Raw genomic sequence first — 630 nt, forward strand, 5'->3', positions numbered from 1 at the left:
CCAACGATCGTTGATTGGCATGATTTCACTACGTAGCTTATCGTTTGGCGCATGTAGGGAGATCGCCAATGCGACGTCAATCTTACCTGTCATCTGATCAAGACCAGAAACCACACCTGAAGTTGATACAGTAACGCGACGTTTAGAAAGACCAAAACCAAGATCATCAAGCATGATTTCTAGCGCAGGGATCAAGTTCTTCATGTTTAGAAGAGGCTCACCCATACCCATCATTACGACGTTAGTGATTGGACGACGACCAGTTTCTTTTTGCAAACCGATTTCACGTGCAGCACGCCACACCTGACCGATGATTTCAGATACTTTTAGGTTACGGTTGAAGCCTTGTTGAGCGGTCGAACAGAACTTACATTCCAACGCACAACCTACCTGAGAAGATACACACAACGTCGCGCGATCCTCTTCTGGGATGTAAACCGTTTCTACGTCTTGGTCACCCACCTTCATTGCCCACTTAATCGTGCCGTCCGAAGAGTGCTGAGCTTCTGCAACCGTTGGGGCTTTAATTTCGCACTTGTGCTGCAGTTTTTCACGTAGTTTCTTGTTGATGTTCGTCATGTTGTCGAAGTCATCAACACCGAAATGGTAGATCCACTTCATAACCTGATC

Annotated in this window: 1 protein-coding gene; it reads right to left on the reverse strand. The window is 46.3% G+C overall.

Translation table 11 applies throughout. From position 1 onward, the window contains the following. On the reverse strand, window positions 1–630 hold a 630-nt coding region (gene rlmN / locus R7040_RS27560; RefSeq protein ID WP_318097756.1), incomplete at both ends, for a 23S rRNA (adenine(2503)-C(2))-methyltransferase RlmN.

This window comes from Vibrio sp. 1069 (genome assembly GCF_033340555.1).